At 53.8% G+C, this 25,607-nt stretch carries 21 protein-coding genes; 11 read left to right on the top strand and 10 right to left on the bottom strand.

The features are described from left to right. Positions 1-78 precede the first annotated feature (78 nt). Positions 79-972, bottom strand: a complete 894-nt coding sequence (locus N7578_RS07805; protein WP_311109706.1) for a LysR substrate-binding domain-containing protein — start codon at positions 970-972, stop codon at positions 79-81. 407 nt (positions 973-1,379) lie between these two features. Between N7578_RS07805 and N7578_RS07800 the strand changes: the two genes are divergently transcribed. The 3 genes from N7578_RS07800 to N7578_RS07790 are packed head-to-tail and all read left to right on the top strand — an operon-like array spanning position 1,380 to position 4,032. Further along, complete coding sequence (locus N7578_RS07800; protein ID WP_311109705.1) at positions 1,380-2,954, top strand: ATP-binding protein; 1,575 nt, start codon at positions 1,380-1,382, stop codon at positions 2,952-2,954. Continuing rightward, positions 2,951-3,601, top strand: coding sequence for a response regulator (locus N7578_RS07795; protein WP_311109704.1), 651 nt, complete (start codon positions 2,951-2,953; stop codon positions 3,599-3,601). Before N7578_RS07800 ends, N7578_RS07795 begins: the two co-directional genes overlap by 4 nt. A gap of 35 nt (positions 3,602-3,636) precedes the next feature. Beyond that, positions 3,637-4,032, top strand: a complete 396-nt coding sequence (locus tag N7578_RS07790) for a response regulator (RefSeq protein WP_311109703.1) — start codon at positions 3,637-3,639, stop codon at positions 4,030-4,032. A gap of 19 nt (positions 4,033-4,051) precedes the next feature. Here N7578_RS07790 and N7578_RS07785 read toward each other — a convergent pair whose 3' ends face one another. Further along, positions 4,052-5,434: an FAD-dependent oxidoreductase gene (locus N7578_RS07785; RefSeq protein ID WP_311109702.1), complete on the bottom strand. Its 1,383-nt coding sequence runs from the start codon at positions 5,432-5,434 to the stop codon at positions 4,052-4,054. 212 nt (positions 5,435-5,646) lie between these two features. Here N7578_RS07785 and N7578_RS07780 point away from each other — a divergent pair, with 212 nt between their 5' ends. Continuing rightward, the gene (locus tag N7578_RS07780) at positions 5,647-6,000 is read left to right on the top strand and encodes a hypothetical protein (protein ID WP_311109701.1); all 354 of its coding nucleotides are present in this window, start codon (positions 5,647-5,649) and stop codon (positions 5,998-6,000) included. Between the two features lie 50 nt (positions 6,001-6,050). Here N7578_RS07780 and N7578_RS07775 read toward each other — a convergent pair whose 3' ends face one another. Beyond that, on the bottom strand, positions 6,051-7,493 hold the full coding sequence (locus N7578_RS07775; protein WP_311109700.1) for a catalase: 1,443 nt from the start codon (positions 7,491-7,493) through the stop codon (positions 6,051-6,053). Positions 7,494-7,497: 4 nt separating this feature from the next. Further along, entirely contained in the window at positions 7,498-7,725 is a 228-nt protein-coding gene (locus N7578_RS07770; RefSeq protein ID WP_311109699.1) for a hypothetical protein, read from the bottom strand. Positions 7,726-8,053: 328 nt separating this feature from the next. On the opposite strand from N7578_RS07770, the gene N7578_RS07765 reads away from it, so the two are divergent. After that, positions 8,054-8,575, top strand: coding sequence for a PIN domain-containing protein (locus N7578_RS07765; RefSeq protein WP_311109698.1), 522 nt, complete (start codon positions 8,054-8,056; stop codon positions 8,573-8,575). A gap of 366 nt (positions 8,576-8,941) precedes the next feature. Here N7578_RS07765 and N7578_RS07760 read toward each other — a convergent pair whose 3' ends face one another. Further along, positions 8,942-9,799: an alpha/beta hydrolase gene (locus N7578_RS07760; protein ID WP_311109697.1), complete on the bottom strand. Its 858-nt coding sequence runs from the start codon at positions 9,797-9,799 to the stop codon at positions 8,942-8,944. Between the two features lie 1,534 nt (positions 9,800-11,333). Between N7578_RS07760 and N7578_RS07755 the strand changes: the two genes are divergently transcribed. After that, complete coding sequence (locus N7578_RS07755; protein WP_311109696.1) at positions 11,334-11,819, top strand: hypothetical protein; 486 nt, start codon at positions 11,334-11,336, stop codon at positions 11,817-11,819. Between the two features lie 495 nt (positions 11,820-12,314). Here the strand turns inward: N7578_RS07755 and N7578_RS07750 are convergent, their stop codons facing one another. The 3 genes from N7578_RS07750 to N7578_RS07740 all read right to left on the bottom strand — a co-directional run bounded on the left by N7578_RS07750 (position 12,315) and on the right by N7578_RS07740 (position 15,548). Further along, complete coding sequence (locus N7578_RS07750) at positions 12,315-14,234, bottom strand: AAA family ATPase (protein WP_311109695.1); 1,920 nt, start codon at positions 14,232-14,234, stop codon at positions 12,315-12,317. 44 nt (positions 14,235-14,278) lie between these two features. Next, positions 14,279-14,896, bottom strand: a complete 618-nt coding sequence (locus N7578_RS07745; protein ID WP_311109694.1) for a hypothetical protein — start codon at positions 14,894-14,896, stop codon at positions 14,279-14,281. Positions 14,897-15,098: 202 nt separating this feature from the next. Beyond that, positions 15,099-15,548 carry a hypothetical protein gene (locus N7578_RS07740; protein ID WP_311109693.1) on the bottom strand — a complete coding sequence of 150 codons (450 nt, stop codon included), beginning with the start codon at positions 15,546-15,548 and terminating at the stop codon, positions 15,099-15,101. A gap of 1,313 nt (positions 15,549-16,861) precedes the next feature. On the opposite strand from N7578_RS07740, the gene N7578_RS07735 reads away from it, so the two are divergent. The 5 genes from N7578_RS07735 to N7578_RS23755 all read left to right on the top strand — a co-directional run bounded on the left by N7578_RS07735 (position 16,862) and on the right by N7578_RS23755 (position 23,522). Further along, positions 16,862-17,710, top strand: a complete 849-nt coding sequence (locus tag N7578_RS07735) for a hypothetical protein (RefSeq protein WP_311109692.1) — start codon at positions 16,862-16,864, stop codon at positions 17,708-17,710. Continuing rightward, positions 17,707-19,968: a Mu transposase C-terminal domain-containing protein gene (locus tag N7578_RS07730; protein ID WP_311109691.1), complete on the top strand. Its 2,262-nt coding sequence runs from the start codon at positions 17,707-17,709 to the stop codon at positions 19,966-19,968. Before N7578_RS07735 ends, N7578_RS07730 begins: the two co-directional genes overlap by 4 nt. A gap of 4 nt (positions 19,969-19,972) precedes the next feature. After that, positions 19,973-20,992, top strand: coding sequence for a TniB family NTP-binding protein (locus N7578_RS07725; RefSeq protein WP_149147584.1), 1,020 nt, complete (start codon positions 19,973-19,975; stop codon positions 20,990-20,992). Between the two features lie 53 nt (positions 20,993-21,045). Continuing rightward, positions 21,046-22,869: a TniQ family protein gene (locus N7578_RS07720; protein WP_311109690.1), complete on the top strand. Its 1,824-nt coding sequence runs from the start codon at positions 21,046-21,048 to the stop codon at positions 22,867-22,869. Between the two features lie 404 nt (positions 22,870-23,273). Next, positions 23,274-23,522 carry a hypothetical protein gene (locus N7578_RS23755; RefSeq protein ID WP_422646675.1) on the top strand — a complete coding sequence of 83 codons (249 nt, stop codon included), beginning with the start codon at positions 23,274-23,276 and terminating at the stop codon, positions 23,520-23,522. 188 nt (positions 23,523-23,710) lie between these two features. Here the strand turns inward: N7578_RS23755 and N7578_RS07710 are convergent, their stop codons facing one another. Then, the gene (locus tag N7578_RS07710; RefSeq protein WP_311109689.1) at positions 23,711-24,184 is read right to left on the bottom strand and encodes a hypothetical protein; all 474 of its coding nucleotides are present in this window, start codon (positions 24,182-24,184) and stop codon (positions 23,711-23,713) included. Positions 24,185-24,784: 600 nt separating this feature from the next. After that, a complete protein-coding gene (locus N7578_RS07705; RefSeq protein ID WP_311109688.1) occupies positions 24,785-25,363 on the bottom strand; it encodes a hypothetical protein in 579 nt (192 codons plus the stop codon). Positions 25,364-25,607: the final 244 nt, after the last annotated feature.

Below are 25,607 nucleotides of genomic sequence, written 5' to 3'. Positions count from 1 at the left end.
GGTGGATCGTGGCAGTTTACAATTGGGCCGAGTTTGTTGCTGCTGCAAAGGCTCAGCACCGCGGCGGGCAGCTCGCCACTAAGATTTCCTGGAAAACAATGCCGAGGACCAGTCTACAAAAGCTCGAACGACTGGTGACAAGTGTCTGGCGGTCGGAAAAAGGATCGAGATAGGCGTTTCGGGCGGCCGATAGTCAGGCAGGAGTTCAACGAGCCTTCCATCGGTCAAATAGGGGCGAACTATATAGTCCGCCAACCGCACGATCCCGTGGCCATGAACTCCAAGTGACAGATAGGAAGATGTCTCGTTAACAGAGAGATGGCTCTCGACGGGTACAGTCAGCGAAAGCGAGTCATCTCCATACGCCCATTTCTCTGCGCCGCCATCGCCATGAAAGTACCCAATCAGGGAGTGAACCGAAAGCTGCTCGGGTGTTTGAGGTCTCTCCTTGCCCGACAAATAATCGGGCGAAGCACAGGTTATCCAACTGAAGCCGCCGATCCGCCGCCCTATAAGGGCTGAATCTGCGAGCGGACCAGTTCGGATCGCGCAGTCCACCCCCTCTTGAATCAGGTCAATCCGACGGTCATTAGCTCCAATCTTCAACTTTATATCAGGGTAACGCGCTCTGAAATCATCAAGTGCAGGGATGATGACTGAGGTCGCAATGGAAACAGGCATATCAACCCGAATCTTCCCGTCCAGAGCCGCATCGACACGCCTCAAACTCGCTTCAACACCATCTATTTCCTGGAGGATACGGCGGCATTGGTCGTAGTAAACCTCACCATCTGCCGTCAGACTGATACTCCTGGTCGTCCTTTGCAGGAGCCGGACGCCGAGGTACTCTTCAAGTCGATTTAGGGCCATCGTGATTGAGGATCGGGGGGAAGAAAGCGTTGCTCCCGCCTTGGTCAGGCTACCAGCCTCCACGACCCTCACAAATATTTCCATAGTCTTCAGACGATCCATGAAGTCACCCCTACTAGAAGGATGTCCACGGAGAAAGCGCTACCGTTGACTATCCCACAGGCTACGTTGGTACCGAGCACCCCACACCTGAGTATTATTTTCCGGGGCGGACTGAAATGCTACTTTTCGACAGTCCAAAGGTAGTGGCGGTCCGATAAGAAGCAACACGCCACGACAAACCATAGACCATCTCCGAGGGTCGTCGGCCGCCGCGGCGACCTCGTTTTTTTGAGAACCGAGCAAATAGATTACGTTGCTCGGTCGGTCAGTTATGCTCGAGTATAATCCTCACCAATGCCCACTCCATGATAGGCCTTAGCCATACGCCAACGAGGCCGGCTCGTACACAACATCGCACATGCGGTGCTCGAACCGATCGACGCCATTCATGAGGTTCTGTTGTGAGAATGAGCAAACTGTTTCGGGATGACTTGGCATCAAAGGAGTCGATCCAGGACGTGGTTGGAGCGCTCGCCGCCGTCGTGATTACGTTGATCGTGTTCTACATCGATGCCTTCACCTCGATCGAGAGCGCCATCGCGGTACTCTATGTCGTTGTCCTCCTGTTGGCCTCCCCTGTTCTTACACATGCAGGTCTATACGCCCTCTCAGTGATTTGTAGCATTCTCTGCCTTGCAGGATTCGCCGTTGATCACCTCGATAGTGTCGACATTCCAAGCCTGCTGAGATTGATGGTGTCGCTCGCTGCGCTATGGATCACCATTACCCTTCTACTGAAGACGAGCAGAGCAAACGATAAACTAGTTGAGGCGAATGGCGCTCTCCGGGAAAGCGAAACACGATATCGGTCGATCTTCGAACAAAGCCAGGTAGCGCTTTGGGAGCGGGACTACTCGCTCGTCGCATCGTTCCTACAAGACATTAAGCGGAATGGGGTCGATGACTTTCGAAGCTACGCGCTGGCCAACCCGGATATGATGGCAGAAGCAGTATCGAGGATACGAACTGTTGCGGCAAACGAAGCAGCAAGAGAACTGCTGGGTTTGAAGTCGGATGAACCGCTTCCTGTCTCACTCTTCCCATATGTCTCGACGGATTCAGAATCGATGCTGGAAATGCTCGATTGCATATTTCATGGAAGGAGCAAGTTCCAAGGGAAGTGCTACATCACCTCCCGCGACGGTGTCGAGCGCGAGGTTCTGTTGAGCCTACGATTTCCTGATGACCCCGGCAGCTATCACCGTGTCGCTGTGGGGATGTTGGACATCACCCAGCGGGAAAAAGCGCAACGAGCTTTGTTGGACGCACAGCAAGAACTTTCAAACGCCGCTCGCGCCGCAACCGTGGTAGCTCTCGCGGCGTCATACGCGCACGAACTCAATCAACCACTCGGAGCAATTGTCGTAAACGCTCAGACATTAATCCGCTGGCTGGATAAAGACCCGCCAGACCTCAGTTCTGTGCGTCGATCTGCTGACAGGATTGTTCGCGATAGCCAACGCGCGAGCGAGATCATCCTGAATGCTCGTAACCTGATCAAACAGGACGAGCGAAAACTCGAGCCTGTTTCAGTTTCAGAATTGGTCGAGGAGACGCGTACGCTAATGGAACACGAACTGCAACGAGACGACGTCGAGTTGACCACTGAGATCGCGGATGGCCTTCCCTTGGTTTCGGCGGTGCGTATCGAGCTCCAACAGGTTTTGATCAACCTGATTTCAAATGCAATACAGGCGATCGATGGTGCTGAAAGCAGCAAGCGCTCCGTTCATATTGCTCTTTCGCGCGAAGGTGAAACGGCTCTTTCCCTACGCGTCAAGGACACTGGCCCCGGAATCGAAGAAGCGGTCATGCCCAAACTCTTTTCACCGTTCTTCAGCACCAAGAGTTCGGGCATGGGTATGGGACTTTCGGTATGCAGAAGCATGATGGAGGCTGTTGGCGGGAGTCTCACAGCTCGAAATGACGACCGCGGTGGTGCGCTTTTTGAGATGACTATTCCTCTAGGAGCCGAAGCGTGACCTCCTCATCTGTAAGCAACGCATTGGCCCCTATCGTCTATGTCGTCGATGACGATGAAGCAATCCGCTCCGCCGTGTCCGACCTTCTGCGTTCGGTCGACATTACCTCATCGGAGCATCCTAACACCCAAGACTTCCTGCTGGCGAAGCCACACGCGCCTTTCGGGTGCATCCTACTTGATGTACGCCTCCCAGGCGTCAACGGCCTCGATTTCCAACTGCAGCTTGAAAAGAACGGCATCTCGCTCCCCGTCGTTTTCATGACTGGGTACGGGGACATATCGATGAGCGTCAGGGCAATGAAGGCAGGTGCGGTCGATTTCCTGACCAAGCCCTTCTTGGAGCAAGACGTACTGGACGCTGTGAACTCGGCCTTTGCAATCAGCCGAGACCGTCAACAGAAGGAAACAACAATCTCCTCGCTGGCAGCAAGGTACGACACCCTCACACCGCGCGAGCGGGAAGTCATGCATGAGGTCGTAAAGGGCCGGATGAACAAACAGGTCGCATTTAACCTTGGGATTAGTGAGATTACCGTGAAAATCCATCGGGGCAACATGATGCGAAAGATGGAGGCCAAGTCCGTCGTCGAGCTCGTAAAGCAGTGCGAGATTCTTTGGCCTGACCGACATCACACCAGCGTATGATACCACACAACAGCTTTTGCGAGGTACTCTCCGGCATGAACCAAGCAGACCTGGAGGTAGAAGTGCCCGATATTTCGACGATCGCCATAGTCGACGATGACGAAGCCATCCGTGAAGCCCTCGAGAACCTTGTCGAGCTGTGTGGGTATGAGAGCAGATTGTATGCGTCCGCCGAAAGCTACCTTGCGGACACGAGGCGATCCTCAATCGATTGCCTCGTGCTCGACGTCATGATGCCTGGCCTCAATGGGCTGGACCTGCAGGACCGACTGAATCTGGAGCGCGCGAGTCCCCCCATTATTTTTATGACGTCCTACTCCGATGAAAGAACCAGGACACGAGCAATGGCAGGAGGCGCGGTGGCATTTCTGACGAAACCCGCCGACATCGCCAATTTGATCCATCACATCGAAATGGCATTACAGGATTAGACCGCGTTCTCCGTTTCACTCAGGTCGGCTGAACGACCTTAGCAAATAGCATGTTGAGGCCTTCCGAAATCGTCGGATGCGCGAAGATCGCGTCGCGAAGGGCCGTGAACGGCAGGTTTCCAAGCATTGCCGTATGAACGACACTCATAACGTCGCCGGCATTAACGCCCAGCATGCTGAAACCGAGGATTTGATCGTCCTTGGCACTGATCACGGCTTTCATAAAGCCAGCTCTCTCGGAGAGAGTGCGTGCGCGCGGCACCACATCCAAGGGGAGCTTTGCAACCCTGTAAGGTAGGCCGAGGTTTAGCATCTCGGTTTCGCTCGTACCGACCCTGGCATACTCCGGTGCGACAAACACACAATAGGGGATCAAACGTCCTTTTGTCGTCCGTGAGCCTCCCTCGAGGTCGCTTTTTACAACCCGGTAGTCGTCGAGGGACGCGTGTGTGAACATGGGCGTTCCGGCAACCTCCCCCATCGCCCAGACATTTGGAGCTGTGGTTCTCAGCCGTTCATCGACAACGATGAAGCCTTTTTTGTCCGTGCTGACGCCAGCGAGATCGAGACCTATGTTGGCCGTGCGCGGTCTGCGTCCCGTGGCAACGAGTAGGTGAGTGCCATCAATCCGACGACCATCCGCGAGGTTTAATTCGACTGTCACGCCTGACTTTCCGCGAACCTCTTTTACGACCGAATTGAATTCGACCTTCACACCGTCAGCTGAAACAGCAGCAAGGATTGCGTCGGCAAAATCCGCATCTTCGCGTCCGGCAAGACGACCGTTACGCTCGACAATCGTCACATCTGAACCCAGTCTCGCGAATGCTTGGCCGAGTTCAAGCGCGATGAACCCGCCTCCCAGGACCACCAGTTTCTGAGGAAGCTCTTTCAGTTTGAGAGCTTCAACGTGGGTCAAGGGCTTCGCGTCTTTTAGCCCAGTGACGTCAGGCACATCAGCAACCGTACCGAGATTGATGAAAACCTTGTCACCAGCGATTGTACGCTTGCCCTTCCCGCTTGTCACCTCGATTGTCCTGGAACCAACAAAAGCCCCCCGCCCGATCACCAACTCGAGTCCGCTCGCGTCAAAACCAGCCTGATTGAATTCAACCATTTCTGCCACCACGGCTGCCGTACGCGCGGCCACCACTGATATGTCGATTGAGACGGCTGAGGTACGGGTTCCAAACGGAGAAACGTGTGTTGCGTTGTGCGCGACCTCAGCACTTCGGATCAGTGTCTTACTTGGAATGCAGGCAATGTTGATACAGGAGCCCCCGATCATACCTTCCTCGACTACCGCGACTTTCAAGCCAGCGCGCGCCTTGTCCATAGCGAGGGTCTTGCCTGCCTTGCCACCTCCGAAAACAACCAAATCGAAATGTTCTGTGCCCGTCATCTTGCTACTCCTTGGATGAGAAAACCGTCGGAAACTGGCATCGCGACACACACTCGGTATTGAACCGGACACCCCGCTTTTGAATACACCTTCTCGAGGATCGAAAACCCTAGACCAAAGCATGATAGGGCGAAACGTTCGCGTAATACCTCAAGGGCAGACCCGGCTGTACTGTCTTTCCAACTTCTTCTCCTGCTTTGAAAGGAACCGGAATGTCCGCTCCATCCAGCGCATTGCTTCGAACGATCGCCGCGACAAATCTCGTACCGACCCTTGGCTTGCTGCCCTTGCAGGAAGATACGGCGAGGATTTCTGATCTTGCATTAAACCGCCCCAACACAACCATGTCTCGTGAAGCCAAGAGCCAGAGAAGCGCCTTTCCGATCTACGGCGATGCCTTTTGGGCGGGGTCAATGGATAATGATTTCGAACCAGTCCCCTACAGTCGCCGGAAGGGTGCTCGGACCGCAGTGCTTCCGGCGGCATTGAACAATCTAACCCTGATGCTCGGGATCGGCTGGTTGATCGTCGCTCTGATCGCAGTGGTGGCTGCTTCACTGTATTAAAGCAAAATCGGGTCCGCCCAGCTCCTGTTATAGACTGGGCGGTCGTGATTTTAGGCTAGCCCCATTGCCGCTGCGACGCCGTCCCCATATTCCGGATCGGCTCTTCGGCAGTTCTCGATGTGACGGCGCTTCACTTCCTCACTCGCCCCGTCAATCGCCCTCGCCGTGTTTTCGAACAAGACCTTGCGCTGAGCCGCATTCATCATCCGGAACAGATTTCCGGGCTGAGAGTAATAGTCGGCGTCCACACGGTGGTCCCAGTGTGCCGCAGCCCCATCGATTGCGAGCGGTGGCTCGGAGAAGTCCGGCTGATCCGCCCATTCACCCGCGCTGTTCGGAAAATAGCTTGGTGTCGCGCCGAGATTGCCATCCACACGCATCTGGCCGTCGCGGTGATAGCTGTGCACAGGGCATTTCGCGGCGTTCACGGGGATGTGGTTGAAATTGACGCCAAGCCGATATCGTTGTGTGTCAGCGTAGGAGAACAACCTGGCCTGAAGCATTTTGTCGGGCGAGAATCCTATCCCTGGCACGACGTTCGCAGGTGAGAATGCAGCCTGTTCGACTTCGGCAAAGAAGTTCTCTGGGTTTCGGTTGAGTTCCATGACCCCAACTTCGATCAGTGGGTAGTCCGCATGCGGCCAGACCTTTGTGAGGTCGAAGGGGTTCAGATGATATGTCTGGGCATCCTCTTCGGGCATGATCTGGACATACAATGTCCACCGCGGGAAATCCCCCTTTTCAATGCTGTTGAACAGATCGCGCTGATTGCTCTCCCGATCCTTCGCAATCACTGCCTCAGCGTCGGCGTCCGACAGATTTTGTATTCCCTGTTGGGTCTTGAGGGTGAACTTCACCCAGAAGCGTTTGTTGTCGTTGTTTATGAAGCTGAACGTGTGGCTGCCGAACCCATGCATATGTCGAAAGCTTTTTGGGATGCCGCGTTCACTCATCACAATGGTGACCTGATGCAATGCCTCGGGAAGCAGTGTCCAGAAATCCCAATTGTTGTGGGCGCTGCGCATACCCGTACGCGGGTCGCGTTTGATCGCATGGTTCAAGTCGGGGAACCGAAGAGGGTCGCGGAAGAAGAACACCGGGGTGTTGTTGCCGACCAAGTCCCAGTTACCCTGCTCGGTGTAGAACTTCATCGCAAATCCACGGATATCGCGTTCCGCATCCGCCGCCCCACGTTCTCCGGCAACGGTCGAGAAGCGCACAAACATTGGGGTCTTCTTGCCGATTTCGGAAAACACCTTTGCCTTGGTGAACCTTGTGATGTCGTGGGTGACGGTAAACGTACCGTATGCCCCAGCGCCCTTGGCATGCATCCGCCGCTCAGGAATGACCTCGCGATCAAAGTTCGCGAGCTTTTCGATCAGCCAAACGTCCTGCAAGAGCGCCGGGCCACGGGGTCCCGCCGTCAGAATGTTCAGGTTGTCGGTGACCGGCGCACCTGAAGCGGTTGTCAATTTGCTTTTGTCGTCTGACATCTAGTTACTCCGATTTGAAAAAATCGAAGTCTTCGCGCCAGCCGTCACGCTCGTATTGCATGTGAGGTAGTCTTGTTGAACGATGGTCCGCGATGTGCTTTTCCGTAGCGACAATTTTCTTGCGCGGTTCAAGGACGTCAAGCGGTTCCATTTGCCTGTGGATGGTGACAGTCCGGGTCGCGTTCTTGCCAGTCTTGTCGGCGCTCTCGGTGCGGTGGGTGGTGGGCAGCATGGGAAGCGCCGCGTCTCCTTCGATACGCCCCAGATAGCCGAGGTCCGGGGCGAGCGCTGAGTACTACTGCCTACTACCTTTCAGAATGCCAGAATGCATCACCAGTACATCGCAACGATTTCAACATCCAACAGCCTTTCATCGGGCACTTCAGATTGCCCGCGACAGGTTCCCCGCCGAAAACTGCCGCGTTGATAGGAACCGCTTGAACGCACCCCCAACCGCGCCAACCAAATTCTGAATCACAACTACTTATCATTGACCGAATGATGATCGCATTCGACACTTCCCAAATCACATTTGTATTGTCCCGACTGGAGAACCGGGGATGTTTCTTTTAGACACAAGTGTTTTGAGCCAAGCCCAATATAAAAAAGCCCATCCCTCTGTAGCAGAGTGGCTTTCCGAGCAGGATGATTTGGCAATTCCATTTCCTGTTCTATTGGAAATCCAACAAGGGATTGTCGACATCGGCGCGAGCCATCCAGGCCTCGCCGCAGAAATAATGGCCTGGTTTGACGAACTACTGGAGTGGGATTTTAAGTATCCAGAAATCAACCATGAAGTTGCAAAAACTTTAGCCCAGCTTCAATGCTGTGAACCGCTAAATCATCTCTGGTACACAAACCCTGAAAATCCAAGGAGACGAAAACCGGGACAAGACCTGTTTATAGCGGCCGTTTCCATAGTCCACGGAATGCCTATAGCAACGCTCAACGGAAAAGATTTCGCGCTGATAGCCCGATACTTCGCACTGCCTGGAGTTTACAATCCGGCGTTCTCAGTGTGGGTCGTTGAACAATCAGACAGTCCAAACAGGGGCAGCTATTCGACGATGAAATACGCCTAGCGGTCTTTCGGACCGCCACGAGATAGTAAAGCGCCTATAGGCCCCTTCGGCCGAGGCTTGAATGTGATTTCAAAGAATCCATTCTCGTCACGTACGCTTTGAGGGCGATCATTACGCGCAGCGTCAAAGACTTCTGATATCCGACCTTCAGCGTCTTTCCGCTCCCAGATAGCTATAGGTTCCCGCACGTGACCCTCATTCACTGACGTCTCACAATAACCGATTCCTATGAAATTGTGAACGTCGGCGAGCGAATACCGAACCACGAGTTCTTCAATTACATCCTCGCCTGCGCATATGGGGAGGATGGAAATTCCAGACGAGTTTCGGGCCAAAGACCCTTATGGTCTCGAACGCTGGCTATGGTCAGCCTCCCAAAACCTGACCACGCTCTAAGATTTGAGCTCGATCGTTCACGAAATCTTCGAAGCGAAGAAGCAGCTCGTTGAACCTCGTCGTTTGTTCCCAGTGAACGGCATGGCCAGCTTCCTTAATGCGAATTGGCTCGCCTTCCCAGAGGTTCGCGAAATCCAGACCGTCGATATAGTCGAGGTTTATCACCGCATCATTCTCACCATTTATGATCGCGATGGGGATCGGTGATGTCTCTACAGTATGACGCTGATTGCTACCTTCCCCTCTCACGGCCGCTTCGATCATAAACTGGCGCGCAATACCGTCAGTCCGCCGCACCGCATTGAGAAAGAATTCTTCATCAGCACCGTCACTTCCCAGCGCGAGTTCGACAACCATCCTCACCTGATCGTCACTCAACACCGGATTGCCTGTATAGGCCATTTCGGGGCTAGGTTTGAATCCCGCCTGCAAGCCTTCAGGAGAGTTTGCGATCGGCGGTGTCCCAAAAATCATGGCTCCATCTATCGAAGCTTTCTTCGCCAACATTTCAAGGACGACATGTCCACCCAGGGAGTGCCCGAGCGCCACGAACCGGTCCACGTTCATACCCGACAATGCCTCAAGCAGTGCGTCCGCATAACCAGGGATGCTGTATGTGCGCTGGGGATCAATTGCATCGTCAGAAAAACCGTGTCCGGGGAGATCGAACGCGATCACACGTCGCACTACAGATAGAGCCTCAATCTGAGGCCTGAACGCCTCTTTGCAGAGCGAGTTGGCATGTACCATCACCAAAGGAACGCCGGCCCCTTTTGTGTCGATGAAAGCAATTGACCCGTGTGAAGTGCTAATCCCCGACGTAAACATATCATCGCCCTCGGTTGATTTTTATGAAATTCACAACCAACAGACGGGCATTAGATCGTCAAGTCCAGTTATTATAACGGAAGGTCTGTCCACCACGGAAATCCGGCCGTGGAGCTTGGCTGCGGCTGCGCCCACACGGCTCGGGACATCATCAACAGCAGCAGAGGTGCTGCCCTTACTGTTATCGCTAAACGATCTCCGACACCTACGCTACCGACCCTTATTGACGAAGACCGGAACATCGTGGATGGATCGTCGCGGTTGTGGATGTAACGCGTCGCAGCTCGGCCGGGCTTACGAGGGGTTCGGCCGTTTTCCCTTCGGAATTTTCTTTGCACCGTGCCGTCGGGACGGCACGGTATTCCATCACGGACCGTATAGAGCGGGGTAAGAAGTCGCCCCCCACTTTTGCCAGATGTTTCGTCAAAACCGGGCGACTATAGTTCTCTCCCTGTGAACGGAGATATGGACGATGTTCGACCTTGAAGCTCTTGTACCCCTTCTTTTGATCGGGACCGCACTTGTAGTGTTCTTCAAATGGGTCGGCCGGGATATGAGTGGGCCAGAAGACAAGAAGAAGCGTGGCCGATGATCCTCAGATGGAGTGGCTCATGAACATCTCTCTAGCAAAGCACACCCATCTCGTATGGGCCAGATCACCTGCGAACTACTCAAGGGCGGCAACTACGAAATCACAAGGGAAGTAAGTTGATCCATAGGTTACGCTGGCTCTTGCCTCCCGACACGGATCGCTGGGTTGGCTATCATGATGGCAGAGAGGTAGCTCAGGTCTGGCCGCACGGCTTAGTCGGAAACTCGGTTGCAGAATGGCGTTGGCGGCTTTTGGTCCGCGAACTGGCGGGTTCAGTCACTGGCACAACCGACGACGATCACGATCGTTACCGAGCCCAACGCCAAGCGTCAGACGCATACTTCACCTACTTTGCGTAATACCTCCGACAAACGCGAGCGCGCAGGCGGATGCGCATTGTGTCGACCGAAGCTGCAGTGTCGATAGACCCAGCTTTCGGATCGTCCTGCCGTAGGCCATCGCCGAGACAACATTTCCCCCATCGCTATTGAACGTGATCACTTTGGCACCGCTAGAGGCGACCTCTCGGACCAATTGCTCCGGGTTATCGGTTGAGGTGAATTCGCCTTTCAACAGGAGGACGGGTGTAGCGTCGTCGATTGGCACTCGCTCGATGGTGATCTCCGCATGAGCGATCCCAGCGTAGACAACCATTAAGGAAGTCGCCACCACTGCAAAACGCTTTAACACGACCACGCCCCCGTATGCCCTGAATGCTTGCTCCAAGCTCTATCCTCACGCGGACGAGAGGTAACGCTCAACTATTTTGCGGAAGGATGCCAAGCGGATGATTTGGGGATTATGAAAGAAGCAGAGCGCGGGACGCCATGTTACGCTGTCTTTACCAAAGAACTGAGTTGTCATTCGCTGACATTAATCGCTAACCGATAATTTACGCTCGGCCTCCAAATCTTCATCCAAATTTCAGAATGGGGGTGTGGTGTGATTGAGACGTCGACTGCAGAAAGGCATTTTTGTTACAACTTCGACGGGGTAGAGTTGACCGCCGGACAGCTGTACGAGGCGGAAAGGGTAATCGACGTATTCCGGCAGGAGCTACTCAACGATCCGGACGATGCGATTATCGAGTTCCATTTCGGTTGCAATAGCGATCGCATTGAATGGGACGACAAAGACTTCTCCCACATGGAAATCGCACCGAACTTCATAGTCTCTCTCAATTTCGAGGAATTGGGAGCTGGTCGCTTCAATGCAATAACACCCGAAGGGATAGAGGGACTGCTGTTCCGCGGAAGGAACAAAAAGCAGTTCGAACAAGAGCTTCTTACTGCATTGGTATTGGAAAGAGACCGTGTTGCTCACGGCATCGATTCTGAACTACACCTAGAAGGCATCCAGAAACACTTGAGAAGAGCGCGCGGCGCTGCTCTGACGAGTTTCAAAGCTGCAACCGCAAATTGGAAATAGCTTAGTCCGAATAACCTCTGATCAGCGCGGCCTGCTAATTTTCCCAAACCTCGAGTTCCTCGACGGACATATCGCCTTCTGCAATCCGGACCATCACTTCCACGGTGTTTTTATGCCTATTAAAACCAGCCAAGCGAGAATTAGCGATTGCGCCGCTCACTAACTCCTTCGATGATGGCTTTAACCGCTTTGGCATAGACCATGACTTCCCGTGTTTGGATAACGCTTTCCTCATCCCAGACGATGGCGATAAGCACCAGGCCACATGTTCGCCCGCCTTACGGGAACTCAGCTGGCCCCGCGGATACAGCAATACTCCGATCCTTGCTCCCGAGCTTGGTTGTTCAAGCTCGGAAATGGATGTGGCAATGGGTAGTCGAATAATCCCCCGGCCAGGTTCCATCGCTGCAACACTGACCTCGGCCGAGAGGGAAATGCGGCTCTGTTCTCATTGACCGAGTTCGACTCCGACGGCTTTGGATTGATGAGATAATCCTACCTCCCGTGCGTGCCCACTGCAGCCTGAACCACCGCAGCGGTCAGAGTTCCTTCCCTTACGAGCTGCGCGTGAAGATCGATCAAAACTTCCCGGCGTTCTTCGAGCAGAGATTTCGCGCGCGCAAATTCGGTCTGCAACGTCGCCTCTACGGCCTTGGCTAGACTCTTCCGCCGATTGCGGTATGCCGCCAGTTCGCGAGGGCTGTTGCCAGGCTCGACGGTCAGCGTTTTACCTAAACCCCACGTGATCTCCATCATGGTGGCGAGATCGGTTGCGCGGTTTAAGTCCGCGGTAATGTCGCCTCCCGCACCGTTCTCGAAATTACTGAACAGCAGTTCTTCCGCTGCGACACCACCGAGCAAAGTGGCAATCTTGTCTCGGAAGTATTGTACCGTTCTCCGATTGAAAGGCTGTTCATCGAACTCGGTACGCCCCATTGTTTGAGGTGATCTGCCATAATAGATTGTCCTTGCAATCGAAACGGACACCAAAGGTTCTGTTTCAAGCAAAACACCGAGGATTGCATGTCCTAGCTCGTGGGCAGCTACACAGCGTTGGACTGCCAGCGGCACCGGGATACAAGGCGGCATGGCGGCCAGGAGATCGTCAAGCGAGATTGGCCGCATTGCTCTTCTTGCAGCTCGACGCGCCTCGCGGACGCAACGTTCGATGTCTGCTCCAGACCATCCCTCGCTTCCCTTCACGACGGCATCCAAAGTCTCTCCTCTAAGGGCTTCTCGGAGATAGAAACGAAAGATGTCCTGGCGGGAGGAAGCATTGGGAAGCGGGATTGAGAAGTGGAGTTCCAGTCGCCCTGCTCTAAGAAGCGCGGGGTCAATGATACCTGGGTAGTTTGTTGCACCAATGACAACGACGCCCTCATGTGCTTGCGCACCGTCCAACAACTCCAAGAGCGCGTTGATCACCTGGCGATGGTAGTTGTCGCTACTACCAGTTCTGTCATCACGGTTGGTGAAACTGTCAAACTCGTCGATCAGCAAGATCGCCGGGGATTGTGCTTCGGCATCAGCGAACGCTCTGCGCATCGCTTTTAGCATATCTCCAAGGTGGCCTCTTGCCTGCCACCTCGCTGCTGAGCCGAGGATCAATGGTACGTTACACGTCCTCGCTAACGCTGCGGCATATAACGTCTTGCCCGATCCGGGAGGTCCGGAAAGGAGAATACCACAATCGACATCCGCCCACGAAAGCCCTCCTTCTCTCCAAGCCTTCAGGTCTTCGGCGAGAGAAATCCCCCAGTCTCTTGCCTCTCCATATCCTGCCAGCTCATGTAGCGTCGGCCCAGACGACAAGTAGCCCGCAGACCGCGTCCCTTGTTCTGTCGCCGGATATAGACTGAGACGCTTGACGCTGGCCGCCATGGATCGGCCGCGCCTCCAAGCGAGTTCGACCCGCCTTACGGATTGTGCTGCCAGGAACTCGGATTGAGCCGTCGTGATCGTGACACCCATTCGGTGCGCTGCTACACGATAGTCACGGGCAGATGGCTCGGACAATGGAACGATAATGTCGGATGCAATGCGCACCTCATCAGTCAACAGTGCGTCGTCCCGAAGAAGAATGATTGCCCGTTTAACTTCTCGGAGCTTCCGGAACCCAGCAAACTCCTCGGAAAGATCGGTTTCTTCGTCAATGAATAACACGTAGTTATTGCCGGGTTCACTGTTAGTCGGATTTGTCCCTGCGAGCAGCCACTTGGCCGCCATTTTGTGCGCATGTGGGTCTGCTTTCGGCGGCAGAACGAATGCTGCGACAAATGACGATCGTCTTTTTAGAAGCCGTTTGATTGGCCTCGAGATTGAGACGATTGCCAGCTGTGTGGCCAGTGTGAGTTCGTATTTAACGCTGTGAAATGGGTCGCGGTTGGCGAAAAGGTTTTCGCTGTAGGATTCCATGGCTGCCTCGGATAATGGAGAAAACGGGTACGCTGGCGTGTCAGTCAGAACCGTATTCGCCGAACCATCGTTTCCGGACCGAGCAACTCCGTATCGAGGTCGATTTCTACGAAGCCGCGCAAAATCAACTGTGCGAGCCCGGCAATTGGTTTGGTTTCAGCAAAAACAGTCAAACAATCTGCTACGCTGAGCGTGCCATGTTCGCTCAATGCTGCTAGTACTCTCAGACGGTCACCAAGTGCTAAAGTGTGGTTGCCGTAGCGGAGCAGGTCCCTGGCATTCTGCAATCGGAACCCCTCGTAGACTTCCTGACGGACGAGACGCCGATACCTCAACCCGTGACGAGAGGCGCAGGCCTCAATCTCCATAGTGTCGATCGGAGAGGCTCTATCGGGTGAATCGATCAACAAGCGACTTCCGTCATCATCGACAATACCAAAATCTGGAACGTGGGCACCTCCTCCGTAATCAAGCGATATCGGCATACAGTGCCAGGAAGTGATCGACGGGTTAACGTCGAATAGGCAGGCGGTATCTCTCGCCACCTGAGAACGGAAGACAGCTGGACCATCACACTTGACGGTCGCTGAAGGCTCGAAAGTACGGATTGATGCGGAACTGCGGTTTGCGCGAAGTGACTTCGCGGCGTCTGCGATACCCATCTCGAATTCCCCAACGCAATACTGTTGATCGTCGCCGCGAAACTCGCAGCGGGCGGGGATCAACCTATTCGTATGAGGTGGGTCAGATGTTCCATATGCGAACAAATACAGAACAAATCACCGAACGTCAATAAGCGTGTTCTAATTTTTTAAAAGACCGGACGACGTCTAGCTGTCGTCCGGCCGCTCTGTAGGTCTTATTTCAAGCTTTGCCGTCAACCAAAGCCCGGATCGCCAGGTATAGGGCCACGCTCGGTCCACCGATTTCTTCGTCGGTGTACATGTTCAAAGTCTTTCCCGTGTCGTTGGCCTCCGCAAATCGGACTGAGAGCAGCTTGATAGCCAATTCGACGTCGCCTTCTACCACATTCAATGCATCCAGGACGTGGCGCACTTGGGTGCCTCGAGGCATCGGAATGTTCGCGGTGTTCTTCTCGGCAATGGAACCATCGGGGACCAAGGTGACATTCTGAGCGCTCACGACCATCAACATGCCATCAAGGCAGCGATGAGGTTTATCGGCCAGCAAAGCCATCAGGAAACCAGCCACCACCGACGTCGCTTCGAGAATGCGACGCGCGTACGCATCCTCGGAGATGGTTGGATGCGGGGCTTTGTTAATCGTACGCGAGGTGCGGGATTTTACAGACATATTGGCTCCTTCTGTCGGGTAATGGGACTCTGAGGGGTATCCCTAAAGTTCCAACCTCGGTGGAGCGGTGTTGAGCGCGGTCGGTGTCGAACTCAGAAACGGTAGAGAGAAGCTCGAGGCAGATGCTCTTCGTCATTTGCTGGCCTTCCCTTTCTGAAATCGAGCGTTCGCAACAGTCTTGTTGGCAAAAAGTTAGAGCACACCCCCGATGGTTTTCAATGGCCCCCACGCGGAAATCAGCGGCCTCCGTTGCGATCATCGCGATAGAGGGAAGGCCATAGATTGGTGGGGAACTGCTCGTTCAAACTTCACTTTTGATTAAGTCCCGGAAAAATAAATGGGTTTTTCCGATTGCTAAAATTTTACAATTAGTACGCGATAACAATGACTTAGAATATTTTCTTTTTTCGGTCGATTTCAGTTGACGCGATCGAAAAGATCGTTAAATGCGCAGTTGCAAATCCGATGCGGCGACCTAAGAGTTGCATGGTCCGCCGAGGAACACGGGATTTGCCAGAGAGATAGCGCGGCCCAGGACGACAACTGTCCCCGCGGTGGAGGTACGTTAGCATCACGTACCAAGCATGCTCCCCGGGGTGGGTTAACCCGGAGAGTGTTTTGCTAAACCACTTCCCTCTCAAGGAGATGCCCGATGCGTACCACCACCAAATAATTTCCTTTCCTAAGACTCTGATCTTCAATCATCGCGGGCGCTATATCGCACCTGCAGGTCTTCGTGTGGAAAGGATAACCCATGCCAGCTCTGTCCTTGGCCCTAACGGCCAATCGCTCAGAGAGCTCCACTGTGAGCTCAATTGACCTCGACCTCACCCGCCGCGTTCAGCGAAGGATAACGCTATATTAGCGTTAACTAACAAGTAATGTTCGCATGGGAACATTCTCCTAGCTCACGTGTCGCAGCACACAGTCGACACCAACCTCGGAGAGTAACTCATGCGAATATCGAACAAGGTGTGTTTCGCGTCTCACTGAGCTAGGTAATCCCGACAGGACACCTTGGCCAGCGAGATGATCGCAATGAGGTCGAGAACCAGCATGCTCAACAACACAGCTACGCAAAGCCATACTCGGGTTGGCTTCATTTCCGGATCGTTCGTCCAGGTCGCCGCGCTTGGTTATCCCCTATCGAACGCAATCCTTCCCTACAACTCTGCACCCCTCCCCTTCCTCATACGTCTGTAGCCGCAACCGCAGCGACAGGCCTGTCATCGGTCGACCTCGAAGACCGACGGCGTGTTCAATTCTGTAGCCGAAAGGCTGACGGAGCGATCCCGCATGGGAAAGGACGAAGCATGGAAGTCGAAATTCCGCTCGCTATCCAGATTCTTCATGAGCGCCGTAAGGGCCGCGACATTCTAGCCGTCCCGTATGTGCGCACGACAAATTTCGCGTCACCACGTGATAACGGCAATGGAGGTGACGGTCGTCGTCGCGGGCGCTCGTATCCGGTCATCGTAGAAGGCGACCGTGACATCTCGCTTAAAAACAAACCTGACAGTGTCCCCGTAGAAGAACGGATGAGCATCGTTAGTAACCGCATCACTATGCCATTCGGTGATAGCGGCACCAGCCATCGTCTCGAAAGCCAACTGGAAGCCGGCCTGCTGACGCTGCTCGCATGCAATCCGCGAGTTGTCCGTGTACGGACACAGTTCGGACCGCTGCCTTTCACACATCGTGGGAAATTACACCACCACTACGCCGACATCTGCGCAGACTTCGACAACAATTGTCGGACGCTCTATCTCGTCCGTGCGGAAGGTAACCTGCGCGATCTCAAGACCACCCACGAATTGCTGACCAAGCAATGCGTCGGAAAGTTCGCGCATCGCATCCACATCTACACTGAGCGTCAAATCAACAAGCCCGCGGTCTTGCACGCCGAGGAACGCCTGCGAGCACGCAAGCTTCAGAACGAAGCGACCAACCAACGGCTAGTGGAAAAGCTTCGGATGATGGGAGGTACGGCGATGCTCTTCGACCTCTTCTCCGAACTCTATCCGGCGGTCACCTTCGCCGACAGCTGGACCGCCGTATGGGGACTTATCGACGACAACGAGCTTCAGCACGACCACCCGCATGCTGAAGAGGTGATCATGACACGCCTCTCCCGCGTAACTCTCGTAAAGGCATCTAAATGACGAAGAAAGAGAAAAATCCCAAAAAGGTAACCTACACAGAAATCGGGACCGATGATCGTCTCGAGTTCTTTGGACGCTCGTATCGTTTTGACGAGCGACTGGAAGATGGGGTGGTCATCAAGTCTGATGACGATCGCCCGCAAAATACGGTGGTGCTAACCTGGATGGAAATCCGGGAGCACATCCACCTAGATCAATTGGTCATTGAGCGAGGTTACTTCTCGAAAGAGAACGCCATCAAGCGTGCCGCCAAACGGTCGCTCGATAAATTACGCGCGGATGTGGCACTCAAAACGGTAGCCGTACGCCAATTCCTTGAAGAGCTTGAGGAGGGAACGCTGACGAAGTCTGACGACGACATCAAGAAGTTCCTCCGCAAATTCCGCTTGGAGAACGCGGCGCTGATCGAGAAGGCTGACGATGCCCGGAAAACACGCGGCAACAAAAAGCGTGGGATCGTTTCTGTCCGTCAGTTCCGTCGCTGGCTAAAGGTTTTCCAGAACGGTAACCGTTTGGATAGCAGCCTTGTGTGGAAACATCGAGGACGCGTAGCCTTTGGCAGCAAGTTCACCGCGGACGAACTGAAGTATTTCGGCGTCTACATCAATGAGTTTTTGAACGAAAACGTGCCGAGCATGTGGGCCGCGTTCTCAAAGATGGAACGTGACCATACGCGCAATAAGGAGCCAGGCCGACTTTGCTCTTATGGCACTTTCCGCCGGATGGTGGCGGCGACGGACGAGTTCGCCGTAAAACTTGCCCGAGATAAAGACCATCACCTCACAACCCGTCGGCACGCCATTAGCCGGAAAGGCCTTCAGCCGCGTTACCCACTCCACATTGTGGAGATGGATGAGCAGAACCTCGACCTGATGGTGATTTGCGAAATGTTCGGTTTCTGGGAATTTCTCGCCCCCGAAATCCAGGCTGAGATCGAGAAAATTCGCCGCGTTTGGATTTGCATCGCTCTCGACGCCTACTCACGTTCTATCCTCGGAATGAGGATTCTTGCTGGCGCACCTTGTGCAGCGGAATCCATTGCCACCTTGGCGATGGCTGTTCGTGACAAAGAGTACACAACGGCGCTTTCCCAGGAAATCGTTGAATGGCCCCAGTGTGGCATCCCCGACCGGGTACACACTGATGCTGGAGCGGGCTTCGCAAACGACGAGTTCCCTCTCGTCGTGCAGGCTCTCACTGGCAAGCATGCGATTCCTCCAAGCAAACATCCCCATCTTCGCAGCCGCGTCGAGCGGTTCTTCAAGTCATTGAGTACCCGCTACATGCACTTCTTCTCGGGTCAGACGTTCGAGAACATCCTGCTGAAAGGACAGTACAAGCCAGAGAAGCACGCTCACATCACCCGCGAGATGCTGTGTGAACTCCTCGTTCAGCTCATCGTCATTTGCTATCACAACACGCCCCATCGATCCCTTAGCGGCGAGACGCCGCTTGAGCGCTGGTATCGTGGCTCCCAGCAGGAGCGCGGGGTATCTCCTCCGCCGACCGTGGAGCAATACCGCGACATCTTCGGCATCCGACTTCTTCGCATCGTCGGACGGCACGGCATCACAATCCTCGGCAACGTCTACGCGTCAAAAGAACTCGATGATCTCGCGATGCACAAACTCAATAGCGAAGTGGAAGTACGAATGAGCGACCGCGACATGTCCGCTATCTCTTTCAAAGACCCTCGTGACGGCGAGTGGTATGACGCATACGCCACCTTCGAAGGCTTTAAAGGTGTATCGGTGCCCGAATGGATGGAAACGGTGATCTACATCCGTGGAAAATTTGGCCACAACGCGCCTGGCAAGGAGCGCGCACGTCGTATCGTCGCTGACACGCTAGCGGCTGTTGAGAAGACCGCTAACGCAACGCGGTTGGCTCACGAGATTGGTAGCCCTCTGATTACAGAGAAGACGATCAAAATGTTCGAACGCAAGAACATGATGAACTGGCAGTGGTCCAAACACCTCTACGTCGACTTTGCTGATCCGTCCCAGCGCCCAGTTTCGGAAGGCACCGTCGAACCAGTCGTTAGCGCCTCGGAGGATGACCCTATGAACCCAACTGGTACCTTTGACGCAGGGGTTTTGGAAGAGCCGAACGAGACGCGCACCGCCCATAATGTTCCTCGTAAAACCAAAACGCAAAAGGCAACAAAATCACAGTCTCTCCGCCCTGCCGAGAATGAAGACGAAGATGACGAACTCGACATCAACCTAGTCACGCTACGTGTCGAAACGAAGGAGTAATACTATGACTTCGCAGGCCCCCAAAACGATGCTTGAGTTTCTGCGTTCGACTATGGACCCGGTACAACGCTCACGTAGCGAACTGCTTGCTAAGCTGGAGAACTTCTATGTCGCGACAAAGACGGATGAAAAATTCAGCCATGAGTTCAACATCATGATTTCAGAGATCGCCGCAGGTAACATGCCGGAAGGGTATGCGATTGCGGTGCCGGGTAAATCCGGCAGCGGGAAAAGCACCATGATCCGCCACCGGCTGAAATCACACCCCGGCCTCCAGCCCTATGTTGACCAGTATGGCAACACGAAGCAGGCTTGTCTCTGGGTAAAAACACCCGCTGGATGTTCGATGAAGTCACTCGGCGAACATGCCCTCAAGGCTGCGGGTTACCCAGGCGGCACGCTCAAAAACGAAACAGCTATCTGGGACAAGCTGCGTGATGCCCTGATGGTTAAAGAGTACAAGATCGTCTTCTTTGATGAGTTCCAGCACGTTCTCCACGCTACGACGAGCAAGTCGAAGGAGCATCCAGCCAATCAGGTCAAAGCGATCATGCAATCTGACACTTGGCCGGTTTGGCTGATTATGAGTGGCGTGGACGACATGATGAATATCATTGAGGCCGACCCCCATCAGCAGACATCTCGCCGAACGCGTGTCGTAGAAATGGAGCAGCTTACGGAGAATGAAATCACGTTCGTAGCGTCGGTGATGATTGAACTGGCATCTACTGTCGGATTCACCATTTCGTTCAAACCCACGAAGAAGTTTATCATGCGGTTGATGCATGGAGGATTGCAGCGGTTTGGAATGGTAGTGCAGTTGATGAAGCTCGCTATCCAGTGCGCCATCTTCGACGACAAAACCTCACACCACAAAGTCATCAATCATGATCACTTTGCAGAAGGGTATCGACGGCTCAGCAACTGCGACAACAGCACGAACGTTTTCCTCGCCGAAGATTGGTTCAAGATTGTTCGAGAAGTTGATGCGAACGGAAGGCTGACAACAACACTCGTTGATTGATCCCGCTGCCGACACGGGAAGCCCTTCGAGTTATAGCAAGAGAAATCCGACACATGCTCCAAGTGCCACTCTTCCGAGATGAAATCCTCATGGGGTACCTTTCCCGTTTGGCGAAAGCCAACCGCATGGGTGCTCTCGATTACTTCTGCAAATCGTACGAAATGTCATTCCACGGTCTTAACCACGGCAAATCTGATACCATCGAAATGCTCTCATCTTTGGTTGGCTTGCCAAGTGAGCAGCTGTTGCACCATGCTACGACGGTTTCTGGTTATCGTTCGGTGACCATGTTTGGGCAGACTTTTGAACAGGCTTTGCTGCTTCGTAATACATTGCGTTTCTGCCCCAAATGCTTTGAGGCCGACGAACTGGAAGATAGTCGTATCCCTGGAACACGTCGCTATCGCCGGGCGTTGTGGCTTGTGAAGGCGTATCGCACCTGCCATGTCCACGGCTGCGAACTTCTCGAACTTCCGGGGCGCAAAACGAACCCCTCGTTTGACTTCTGCGTGGAACTAGACGCCGAGCACAAGGAAATTCAGCGACTGTCTTCTGGGGCTTCCGAACGTCCCGCCGGCCCGGTCGACTTGTTCATTCGTGATAGGTTCTATGGCGATACGTCCCACGGGCCGCTAATCGACAAACTTGAGACTGCGGTAGTACTCAATATCAGCAGGGTCCTGGGCGTAGCGCTAGTCCACGGCAGAGAGCAAACCCTCGAGCACCTAACGCAAAACGCTGTCAACGAGGCTACCGACGTTGGGTATGGAATTCTGGCAGGAGGCGTAGACCAATTCAACAGCGCTCTCGACCGCATCTCCCAAAACGCGGCAGCAGGCACGTTTCTTCGCTACGGTCGCTTCTATACCCACATCAGGCAAAGTCAGCAAAAGGAGAGCTACCAATACATCAGCCAACTGTTTCAGGCTCATGTGGCTTCCAACTACCCTCTCACGGGTTCTGTGAAAAAGTTTGCCTGTACGCAGAAAAAAAATTGGACGACTGTTACTGAAATCGCGACTTTGACTGGATTTTCCGCGCCCGTCGTGCGGCGTCGGCTCGTTGATGCTAATATCGACACCAAGGCGATCCCCATCAGCGCGCTATCCTTATTTGATCGGATGTCTGGTGGCAGGATTCAATTCCGCGAGGCCGCGAAAATCCTGAGATGCAAGCCCTTGTTGGTCAGCCAGCTTGTGACTGCCGGTGTCTTGCGCCGTTTGGATTTGGATCAGATCGGCCACCGCGGTAGACAAAATACACGCTTGATCTCGGAGAACGAAGTAAAGGAGCTGTACGCGTCCATTCAAAAGATTGCGTGCGGTACACCATCCCCAGAGATGCAATCTATTAGAGAAGCTGCCGATCGGAATGTAATGCGACTAGTCGACGTGTTGACCAAGGTGATCAAGGGCGAGTTCAGTCGCGTCGCCCTATGCGGACGCAAACTCCTCCTTGATGACATCATGATCGATCCCGCGGAGCTTGTCGGTCCAAGGGCATCCAGCACGCACGCCGACAACAAGGAAGCGATGCGAATTCTGGACCTGCCGCCTCGAAACCTTTCATATCTTCAGAACAATGGTTTTATTGCCTTCGAGGAGGTTAGGTCAGAATCGGGCTCAATCGTGTACCGTGTCATGACACGACATGAGCTCACGAAATTTCGGGAGCGCTATGTCACGGTGAATCAGCTCATGAAGGCGAATGGGCTGACCCAGCCTCAGGTTCGCGGTGTGATCAGAGAGAATAGGCTGCAGCCCGCGATTCCGACTGCGGGAGGTGTTTGCGCTTTTTATGAACGTGAAAGCATTGAACGCTTTTTCGACGAACCAATGCAGGATGCGAACGCGACTGGAACGTCTACTCGGAATTGATTGGCGGTGCCATCCTTCTCATGTCCCGGACCGCCTTTGAAAAAACCGGGCCTGAGACATCGACGCTCGAGGAGACAATCAAGGACATTCGGCGCGCCACACAAGCACCGTTCAGCCGACGACAAATCCCTCTTGAAGGGGTGCGCGGCGAAGGCAGCATTGCCGCAATCTGCCGCCAACCCAAGGAGTTCATCGAAGCTGCCAAGAGGCATCCTGCCGGTGACCGCCCCCTTTAAGACCAACGGTGACGTGACTGCGCGCAGTCGTGAAAGCAGCGACCTGAAAGAGACGCTAGCCAATCTCACCCTAGAAACCGGCTGGTGTTGGTTCTACCTGTCGACCATTCTCGACGATTACTCCCGCTACTATTGCCTGGAATCTGTGCACCAACCTGAAGGTGGACAATGTCACCGAAGTGCCATTCGCTGAAGGCCGCATCCCAGGAAAACTACCTCTTCCAGAAAGACCTCCAAGCCCCGATCGCGGCCTTGGCCGAGCAATACAACTATCGCCGATACCACGGGAGCTTCGACAACCTGAATCCGGCCAACGTCTGCACCGGACGCGGCCAGGCCATGCACCTCGAACGCGAAAAGATTAAACGAGAAACTAACAAGCGGCACTCCTTGGGCCATCATGCCAACGCAGCTTAAATCCACCCGTGACCGAGCCTGAACTCCAACCTACCTGACCGCGCGGAAATACTTACAAAAATCTCACGCATTGGGACTGCATAGAGACTTCCAAATGCAAAGTTTCAAAAGCTTGCCAGACATAGGGACGTAGCGTTCGGCCCCAAAAAAATACGAAGCCCCAGAGGATCAACTCCGGGGCTACGATTCTAGTAGCAATAGAACGCTGCAATGAACGGGTTATTCCGCTCATCATTCTCTCCCTCATTCGCGAGAAGAGCCTTGAACGATTGCGGGTGAGTTTCGATCAAACGCCGAAGAACTTCGGCATCGAAGGCTCCCATGGGTTCGCCGTCAGGACCATCCAAGTCCCACACCGGTAGCGTTTCTTCCCAGATCACATCGGCGTAACGGCCCGACCAGTCACCATCGGGCGCATCCTCGAAGGTTAGTGATCCGCTCTTCCTCACTGTGACGATGTCGCCAAGGTCACCCGGACGCTGCTCCAGCCATTCTTTCACCTGATCATAGATTTCGTCAGGTCCACCCACGAAGCTGACATGGAAGCGATCCTCGTTTCCATGCTCAGAGAAATTTCCTTCGGAAGCTGAAGCTACCGTGTGAATACTCCGACCGCCAATGTCTTCTTGTCGACCAGTTCTGTTGAGATCGATATTCGGCATGATGTCTCCTTGTTTGCCGTTAACCATCGTCGTCTTCGACGACGTATGGAATCGGCTAAAGAGACTTCTTCTGACTGAGAAGCCAGAATAGTGCGACCGGCAAGGATATCTACGTCCAAGCCAAGAAGGGCATCAAATGCAACCGACTGGTCAAACGCCGGGATATGATTTCGGGTCTGATGCACATACTGCATAGCTCATATCCTCCTTCTCTGCGACGCTGCCCGGTTACCAATGTTGTTGATACTTGAGCACATCGGAAGGACGCCTGCAAGCAAGAAATTTAAGCAAACCTTTGTAATTGTTGACAATTGACATGTTCCAAAATGGGACTGCCAACATATTTCTTGGTTTAGCTGCCACTTTAGATTTTCACTAACCGTACTCGGGTCTGACGAGAATATACCGCCGGGCTAAGACGAGTTGGCGGATACATACTTTCTTGAAAGGCAGTGTCGACCAGCACTCTAAGTGCAGCACCCTTACCGCCCGGGCGACCACAGAGGCGCTGCCGAGCAAGTTGGTCTTGCGCGAGCTAGATGGAGTATTCGAGTTGCAGCCAACAATGTGGCGCGACAGCGCCGGAGCCACAGCACCCTGTTAGGAGCTGTAGGGTTTTGATGGGCGAGCTTTGAGCCGCTCACCCGCACCAACCCGCGCGATCGCATTCTCAAGGAACATCTCCACGTCAAACAGATTAGCAGAGCCCAATATTAAGGGATCACCCACCAGTCCAAAGTAGGCTAATCCATCGTCCACAGATCGATCCGCGTCAATCCAGCCGCTCGCTATCCTCGCTGTACCCTCTGACCAGTTGCTAACATGACCTGATCGACCTGCGACAAGCGTGATAAAAGCCCCGTTCTTGCCTTCGTACCTCTGCTTAAAAACAATGACACCCTCTACGAAGATTTCATGCATCTCATCGAGATAGGGGCTAGTTCCTTCACAGCAGCGAATCAAAAATGCGTTGTCTTCAATTCCCAGGTCCGAAAACGAAATCTCACGGCCTTCATCAATCATTTCGGGAAGGTCGTCTAAATCATATTGGATTGCACCTGCTGCGGTCCACTTCCTGATCACTTCAGCGTACAACCGGGAGCGTGCCGCTTCCTCTTCAAAATGATCAAGCTTTAGTCGATTGGAACCTTTGGGTTCGCTTGAGCATGGATCGTCCATTGGTTCTACTCCTTGATTTCAATTTAGAAACAATCACCGCTCGCCACGCAAGGGACAACTCGCGGAGCCGCTCTTGGATTCGCGCCTGGCCGTGACTGACAGGTCGAGTTTTGGAGAGTGCTAACGAGCGAAAGCTTGAAAAATCCAGCCACATCCAGCAGTTATTATTTCTTGAAATCAATGCTTTACGGGTTTTGGCCATTTCAAGCTGACTCCCCGGTCAAAATGACGTGCAAAAAATACC

The organism is Agrobacterium tumefaciens (assembly GCF_031801495.1).
GTDB lineage: Bacteria > Pseudomonadota > Alphaproteobacteria > Rhizobiales > Rhizobiaceae > Agrobacterium > Agrobacterium tumefaciens_K.
This window is presented reverse-complemented; position numbering and strand designations above follow the sequence as displayed.